The organism is Candidatus Sulfotelmatobacter sp., from assembly GCA_035498555.1.
GTDB lineage: Bacteria > Eisenbacteria > RBG-16-71-46 > RBG-16-71-46 > RBG-16-71-46 > DATKAB01.
In genome coordinates this window covers 1-6741 of sequence record DATKAB010000202.1, presented here as the reverse complement: position 1 = coordinate 6741, position 6741 = coordinate 1, and the positions used below count along the sequence as shown (strand labels likewise).

The window sequence follows — 6741 nt, the reverse complement described above, 5'->3', positions numbered from 1 at the left end:
GCCCAGGGCGCTGGTGCGCGGGGCCGCCAAGTTCCTGCTCGGCCACACGCGACGACTGCACCTCGACTACCGCTCGCTGATCGAGGCCGCCTGCCGCCGTGCCGACGCCGTGATCTGTGCCACCGAAGAGCAGCAACAGCGGATCGCGCGCCTTTCGAAGAACGTGCACGTGATCCTCGACTTCCAGAGTTCGGAGGTCCTCGCCTTCAAGTCCGACTACCGAAGCGGCGACCCGTTCCGGCTGGTCTGGGAAGGTCTGGGAGTCAACCTGCGCACCTTCGAAGGCTGGGCGGTGGTGTGGCGCGAGCTGCGCCGCAGGCATCGGGTCGAGCTGCATCTCGTCACCGATCTGGCGGTGCCGGTGGGATCGAATTACATCGGACTGCGCCCGGCGCGCGATCTGGTGAAGCGCATGCTCGGCGATGGCGCCTATCTCTATCAGTGGAACGTCTCGATGCTGTCGACGATTTGCACCGCCTGCGATCTGGCCGTGATCCCGATCCCGCTCGATCAGCCGTTCTTCGCCGGCAAGCCCGAGAACAAGCTGATCTTCTTCTGGCGGATGGGTGTTCCGGCGATCACCTCGGCGACCCCCGCCTATCTGCGCGCCATGAGCGCTGCCGGTCTCTCGATGACCTGTCGCACCGAGGCCGAATGGTTGCCGATGCTCGAAAAGCACATGGCCGACGAGCGGGCGCGCCACGAGGCCGGCGAGCGCGGGCGCCGTTTCGTCGAGCGCGAGTACGGCGAGGAGAGCCTCATGCGGCGCTGGGATCGCGTGTTCGAGTCGATCGCCTAGCTCTCGGGACGGCCGGCTTCGACTATTTCCCGTTGCCGGCGCACGCGAGGAGAATCTATGATGCTCTTCGCGATGCAGGTCGCATCCCGTCCGCGGGAAGGGACCATCCCACCTGCGCCTCACCTCGAACTGGATTGGACCTCTCTTCTGCCCAATCGAGCGGACACTGGGCGCCTCGGAAGGGAGGAGTCATGACCCGCCTGCTGCCCGAACACCCCAATCTCGAACATCTGAAACATCAGGCCAAGGATCTGCTGCGCAGTCTCGAAGCACGCGATCCTCAGGCGGCCGAGCGCTTTCGATCGCTCATCACGCCGCCGATTCCCGCCGCGCCGAAGCTGGCCGATGCGCAGCACGCCATCGCGCGCGAGTACGGCTTCGCGACCTGGGCGGCGCTCAAGCATCACGTCGAGGCCAGCACCGACGAGTCGGGCGGCGCCGGCGAGCTGGTAGCGGCGATCAAGTCCGACGATGCCGAGCTCGCGGCCCGCGTGCTCGCGCAGAACCCGGGCTTGAAGAAGCGGCTCAACGATCCGTTCCCGGGCCTGTCGTTCGGGGCGACGCCGCTGATCGCGGCCGTGCCCTGGAACAACCGGAAGATGATCGACCTGCTGCTCGACTCCGGCGCCGACATCAATCAGCGCAGCCACTGGTGGGCCGGCGGCTTCGGCGTGCTCGACCACGATGGCCCGCTGGCGCACTACCTCATCCAGCGCGGCGCGCGCGTCGACGTTCACGCCGCGGCGCGCCTCGGCATGCTCGACGAGCTGAAACGCAAGATCGGCGCGGAGCCGGCACTGGTGAACGCGCGCGGCGGCGATGGCCAGACGCCGCTCCATTTCGCGCGCAGTCTCGAGATTGCGCGCTGGCTGGTCGATCATGGCGCCGAAATCGACGCGCTCGACATCGATCACGATTCCACCGCCGCGCAATATCAGGTTCGGGACCACATCGACATCGTGCGGTTCCTGATCTCGCGGGGCTGCCGCACCGATCTGCTCATGGCCTCGGCGCTGGGAGACCTCGAGCTGACCCGCCGGCATCTCGACGCGCATCCCGACTGCGTACGCATGAGCGTTTCCGAGGAGTGGTTTCCGAAGCGTGACCCGCGGGCCGGCGGCACCATCTACATTTGGAAGCTGGGCCTGCACAAGACCGCGCATTTGGTCGCGCAGGAATACCGGCACGACGACGTCCTCGCGCTGCTGCTGGAGCGCAGTCCCGACGAGCTCAAGCTCTCGCTGGCGTGCGTGCTGGGCGACGAGGCGCTGTTCCGGCGGCTGATGCGTGAACGTCCCGAGCTGGCGCGAAATCTCTCCGATGACGACCGGGTCAAGCTGGTGAACGCGGCTCAGAACAACAACGCCCGTGCGGTCCGCCTGATGCTGGAGGCCGGCTGGCCGACCGACGCGCGTGGCCAGATGGGGGGTACGGCGCTCCACTGGGCGGCCTGGCACGGCAACGCGGGGATGGTTCGCACGCTGCTCGAGCACCGGTCGCCGATCGCGCTTCGCGACTGGAACAACGATGCGACCCCGCTGGGCTGGGCGATTCACGGCTCGCTCCACAGCTGGCATCGCCAGGAAGGCGACTACGCCGGCGTGGTCGAGGCGCTCCTCGATGCCGGCCTCGACCCGCCCGCGATCACCGACCGGTTCGAGGCCAGCGAGCCGGTGATGCACGTGCTGCGGAAGCGCGGGGCCTCGGAGCGGCTATAGTCGGAGCCGATGCGCTGGATTCCGCTCTCGGTGTTTCTGATGGTGGTCGCGATCGCCGTGTGGCTTTCGCGACCACTTCCCCGTACCGGGCTGGCCTGCGACCCGCATCCGGTGGCCGGCTACGACGACGCCGTGCGGCTGGTGGATTCGCTGCGGGCCGCCGAGGCACAGGGCATTTCGAGCGAATGCGGCACGCGCCTGATGACGCACGGCGCGAAGACGCATCGCGTGATCGTGATGTTCCATGGCCTCACCAATTGTCCCGAGCAGTTCGACTCGCTGGGACGCCTGTCGTTCGCGCGCGGGGCCAACGTGCTGATCCCGCGCCTGCCGCACCACGGGCTCGCCAATCGCATGACCGGCGACCTCGCCCACATGTCCGCACCCGAAATGCGCGCGTTCACCGATCGCGTCATGGACGCCGCCAGCGGCCTCGGCGACAGCGTGACGGTGGCCGGACTCTCGATCGGCGGCTCGATCGCGGCCTGGGTGGCGCAGCACCGGCCGGGTGTCGATCGCGCCGTGATGATCGCCCCGATGATCGGGCTGTCGGTGGCACGCGGCCGGCGCTCCCCGGTCGTGGCCCGGCTGATGGGCGCGTTCCCGAACAGCTTCATGTGGTGGGATCCGGCCCGGAAGGAGAAGCTGGCGGGCCCCACCTACGTCTACCCGCGATTCGCCACGCACTCGATCTCGGCCATGCTGACGATGGGCTGGACGACGCTCGAGGACGCCGAACGACACCCGCCGCTCTGCCGGTCGCTGGCGGTGATCACGGTCGGGAGCGACATGGCGATCGACAACGGCCTCTGCACCACGCTGGTCTCGGAGTGGCGCCGCCATGGCGTCCGCGACCTGGTGGCCTTTCAGTTTCCGAAGGAGCTGAAGCTCAACCACGACGTGGTGGATCCCCGGCAGGCCGGCGGGAATCCGTCGATCACCTATCCGGTGCTGACGGCCCTCATCGGGCCCTAAGCTCCGCTGGGAAACGCCGCGCGAGCACGCCGGCGTGGGGCGTCTCCAAACGGCCCCTGGCCGGCCGCCCTTCGGATCAATCCGCGGCGTTCGGCCGCCGATAACCTCCCGGTACCAGTCACTCGATTCTGGAGGCCGCCATGACCATTCGACTCATCGTTCTGCTCGTGCTCGCGGTGTTGTTCCTCACGCCGCTGTCGCGCGTCGTGATTGCCGCGCTGTTCGGCAAGTCCATTGGCAAAGCCGCGCTCTCCAAGCAGCCCGACAACATCCAGCTGACCCCCACCGATCCCTCGAAGCTTCGCAACGCCGCGCGGGTCGAAGCTGTCGCGGCCGAGTTCCGACGCGCCGGATTCGAGAGCGCGGGGCTGTTCATGATCCCCGAGATGCCCGGGCTCTCGCTGCAGCTTCTCGCCAACCGCTCGGAATCCATAGGGGTGGCGATCTACGACCATCCAGTGGTGGGCGTGTTCTTCGACGTCTTCTCGAGGTACACGGACGGAGGCTCGTGCACCCACACCACCGCTCCGGCGACGGGCCTCAAGCGGCGCGAGGACATGCGGGTCTTCAACTGCCCGGGCGCCTCCCCGGCCACTCTTCTCGAGCGCGCGCGCCGCGAGCGAAGCTCCGCGGGCCTCAAGTCTTGCACCACCACCACGGTCGGCCCCGAATTCGTCGCCGCCTACGCCGAGCAGATGGCGTGGATGAAGCAGCGCGGCATCTCGAGGTCCGAGGTGGTGAAGGTCGCGACGCGCAAGGTGGCCTGAGCCGCGCGGCGGTCACTCCCGCGCCCTCCGAACGTAGCAGGTGACAACGGAGCTTCCCCTGCTTAGGCTCCTGGTTCCCTGTTCCCACTGCGGAGGCCCCAGCATGGACACCCAGACCAACATCACGATGAGCGCGGATCCGATCGAGAAGTTCAAGGCGATGCAGAAGCAGTCATGGGTGCACTTCGCGCCGCTCGCCACGTTCACCACCCCCCCGGCGGCGCGACTGGTGCGCTTCGCGGGCGTCAAAGAGGGCCAGCGCGTGCTCGACGTCGCGTGCGGCACCGGCGTAGTGGCTCTGACCGCGGCGCGTGTGGGCGCGAGAGTGACCGGCGCGGATCTCACGCCCGAGCTGCTGGCTCAGGCGCGCGAGAACTCGAAGATCACCGGTCTCGAAGTCGACTGGCACGAAGCGGACGTCGAGAAGCTGCCGTTCGAGAACCAACGCTTCGACGTGGTGCTGAGCCAGTACGGCCACATGTTCGCGCCGCGTCCCGACGTGGCGATCGGCGAGATGCTGCGCGTCCTGAAGCCGGGCGGCACCATCGCCTTCTCGACCTGGCCACCGGATCACTACATCGGTCGCATGTTCGTACTGGTCGCACGCTATCTTCCCCCGCCGCCGCCCGGCGTGTCGCCGCCGGTCCAGTGGGGCGATCCCAACATCGTGCGCGAGCGGCTCGGCTCCGCGGTCAAGGACCTGACCTTCGATCGCGACGTGCTGATGGCGCCGACACTGAGTCCGCAGCACAATCGCTGGGTCACCGAGCAGACGGCGGGCCCGGTGATCAAGCTGGTGGAAACGCTCTCGGGCACCGATCCGGCGAAGCTGCGGGAGTTCCGCCAGGAGTACGACGCGCTCGCCGCGATCTACTTCGAGGACAACACCGTCCGGCAGAGCTATCTGATGTCGCGCGCCATCAAGCTGTAGGTCGATCGCGATCGAACCCTATCGGATCCTGTTCCCGATCGGCGCGGCGTGCGGCCTGATCGGCGCCGGAGTTTGGCCGCTCCAGGCGCTGGGCCTCTTCGGTTGGCCCGGACCCTTGCATCGCTCGCTAATGATGCCGGGGTTCGAGACCGCGTTCGTGCTCGGCTTCCTGCTCACCTCGATGCCGGCGTTCACGCATGGCCCGAAGTGCCGCCCGATCGAGCTGGGGCTCGCGACCGGCGCGATGCTGGTTGCGATCGGCGCGGCGCTGGCCGGCTGGACGGCGATCGCCGAAGCCGCCTCGCTGGCGGCGCTGCTGGTGGCCGCGGTGGCGCTCGCGAGCCGGATCAAGCCGGGCGCCCAGGCGCCGCCCGAGGAGTACCGGTTCGTGGCGTTCGGCCTGCTCGCGGGAATGATCGGAGCCGCACTGCGGCTGGCGCTCGCGCTGGACGCGCCGCTCGATCTGCCGCCGCGCTTCGCCGAACGTCTCACCTCGCTCGGCATGGTGCTGTCGCTGGTGATCGGGCTGGGTGGACTGCTGGTGCCGACCTTCGCTCAGTTTCGCGATCCGTTGACGATTCGCGGTATCGCGGCGCCGCACGAGCGGCGCGGACGGCGCGCGCTCTACCTCGCGGCGATCGTGCTGCTCGCAACGTCGTTCGTGCTCGAGGCGGCGAAGCTCGCGCGTGCCGGCGCGGTGCTGCGCGCGATCGTGGGCGCCGCAATCGTGCTGCTGGTCTGGCGGCCGTGGCGGATGCCGGGGCGCAACCGAGCCGCCGCGTGGGCGCTGTGGGGCGCGGGCTGGTCGATCGTGCTGGGGCTGATCGGCGCGGCGCTGTGGCCGGCGCACGACACGGCGCTCCTCCATCTCACCTTTCTCGGCGGATTCGCGTTGCTGACTCTGGGCGTGGCGACCCGCGTGGTGGTGTCGCACAGCCGCCAGGCGTTGAGCGTGGAGAGCGTGCTGTTCACGCCCACGATGCTGGCGACCATGCTTCTCGCGCTGGCGGCGCGGCTGGCGGCCGAAGCGAGCCCGGCGCGCGCCAACCTGTGGCTCGGGGCGAGCGGCGCGCTGTGGTGCGCGGTCTGGACCTGGTGGCTGGCGCGGGCCCTGCCGCTCATGCGCTCGCGAGCCACTCCCGCGGCGTGATTTGCCGCCGGCACCGGCCAATGAGCGCGCCGCAGTCGCCGGCGGCCGCGGACGGGGGAATTGGAGGCGGCACCCGGATTCGAACCGGGGGATAAGGGTTTTGCAGACCCTCGCCTTACCACTTGGCTATGCCGCCATCCAGGAGTCGGGGGATCGCCCGCAGTTGCTGAAGGGCGGCGAGGCTATCACCGCGTTCGATCCAGCGGCAAGCGCACGCGCGCTGCTTCGGAGCCTTCGGCGCGTCCGATGAAGGTGAATGGTGCCGAGCATTCAGGCCCCGAACGCTGACGCGCCGCACGGGCACCGCTCCAATGAACAGGTCGCCGGGTTCCCTCACCACGATTCGGTGCTCCGCTGTGCCGCCGGCCGGATCACGTCGGATGATGATGTCGTCGGCGTCT

The 6741-nt window shown here is 68.7% G+C and carries 7 protein-coding genes and 1 tRNA gene; 6 read left to right on the top strand and 2 right to left on the bottom strand.

Going from position 1 to position 6741, the window contains the following annotated elements; genetic code table 11:
* The 6 genes from VMJ70_15700 to VMJ70_15675 all read left to right on the top strand — a co-directional run.
* Window positions 1–799 (top strand): hypothetical protein (locus VMJ70_15700; protein ID HTO92575.1); only part of this gene is annotated, 799 nt, incomplete at its 5' end.
* Window positions 800–990: 191 nt separating this feature from the next.
* Window positions 991–2517 carry an ankyrin repeat domain-containing protein gene (locus VMJ70_15695; protein ID HTO92574.1) on the top strand — a complete coding sequence of 509 codons (1527 nt, stop codon included), beginning with the start codon at window positions 991–993 and terminating at the stop codon, window positions 2515–2517.
* A 9-nt stretch (window positions 2518–2526) separates the two neighbouring features.
* On the top strand, window positions 2527–3492 hold the full coding sequence (locus tag VMJ70_15690) for an alpha/beta fold hydrolase (protein ID HTO92573.1): 966 nt from the start codon (window positions 2527–2529) through the stop codon (window positions 3490–3492).
* A gap of 140 nt (window positions 3493–3632) precedes the next feature.
* Window positions 3633–4259, top strand: a complete 627-nt coding sequence (locus tag VMJ70_15685; protein ID HTO92572.1) for a hypothetical protein — start codon at window positions 3633–3635, stop codon at window positions 4257–4259.
* 103 nt (window positions 4260–4362) lie between these two features.
* Window positions 4363–5190, top strand: a complete 828-nt coding sequence (locus VMJ70_15680) for a class I SAM-dependent methyltransferase (GenBank protein ID HTO92571.1) — start codon at window positions 4363–4365, stop codon at window positions 5188–5190.
* Window positions 5191–5194: 4 nt separating this feature from the next.
* The gene (locus tag VMJ70_15675; protein ID HTO92570.1) at window positions 5195–6340 is read left to right on the top strand and encodes an NnrS family protein; all 1146 of its coding nucleotides are present in this window, start codon (window positions 5195–5197) and stop codon (window positions 6338–6340) included.
* 61 nt (window positions 6341–6401) lie between these two features.
* On the opposite strand, the gene VMJ70_15670 is transcribed toward VMJ70_15675, so the two are convergent.
* Window positions 6402–6476, bottom strand: a tRNA-Cys gene (locus VMJ70_15670).
* Window positions 6456–6741, bottom strand: a 286-nt coding sequence (locus VMJ70_15665) for a hypothetical protein (GenBank protein ID HTO92569.1), incomplete at its 5' end; no start/stop codon positions are given. The genes VMJ70_15670 and VMJ70_15665, both read right to left, overlap by 21 nt.

What these genes read in the sequence shown, in the direction of transcription:
- VMJ70_15695 (HTO92574.1), top strand. Translation starts at nt 991, where the DNA reads ATGACCCGCCTGCTGCCCGAACACCCCAATCTCGAACATCTGAAACAT.
- VMJ70_15690 (HTO92573.1), top strand. Translation starts at nt 2,527, where the DNA reads ATGCGCTGGATTCCGCTCTCGGTGTTTCTGATGGTGGTCGCGATCGCC.
- VMJ70_15685 (HTO92572.1), top strand. Translation starts at nt 3,633, where the DNA reads ATGACCATTCGACTCATCGTTCTGCTCGTGCTCGCGGTGTTGTTCCTC.
- VMJ70_15680 (HTO92571.1), top strand. Translation starts at nt 4,363, where the DNA reads ATGGACACCCAGACCAACATCACGATGAGCGCGGATCCGATCGAGAAG.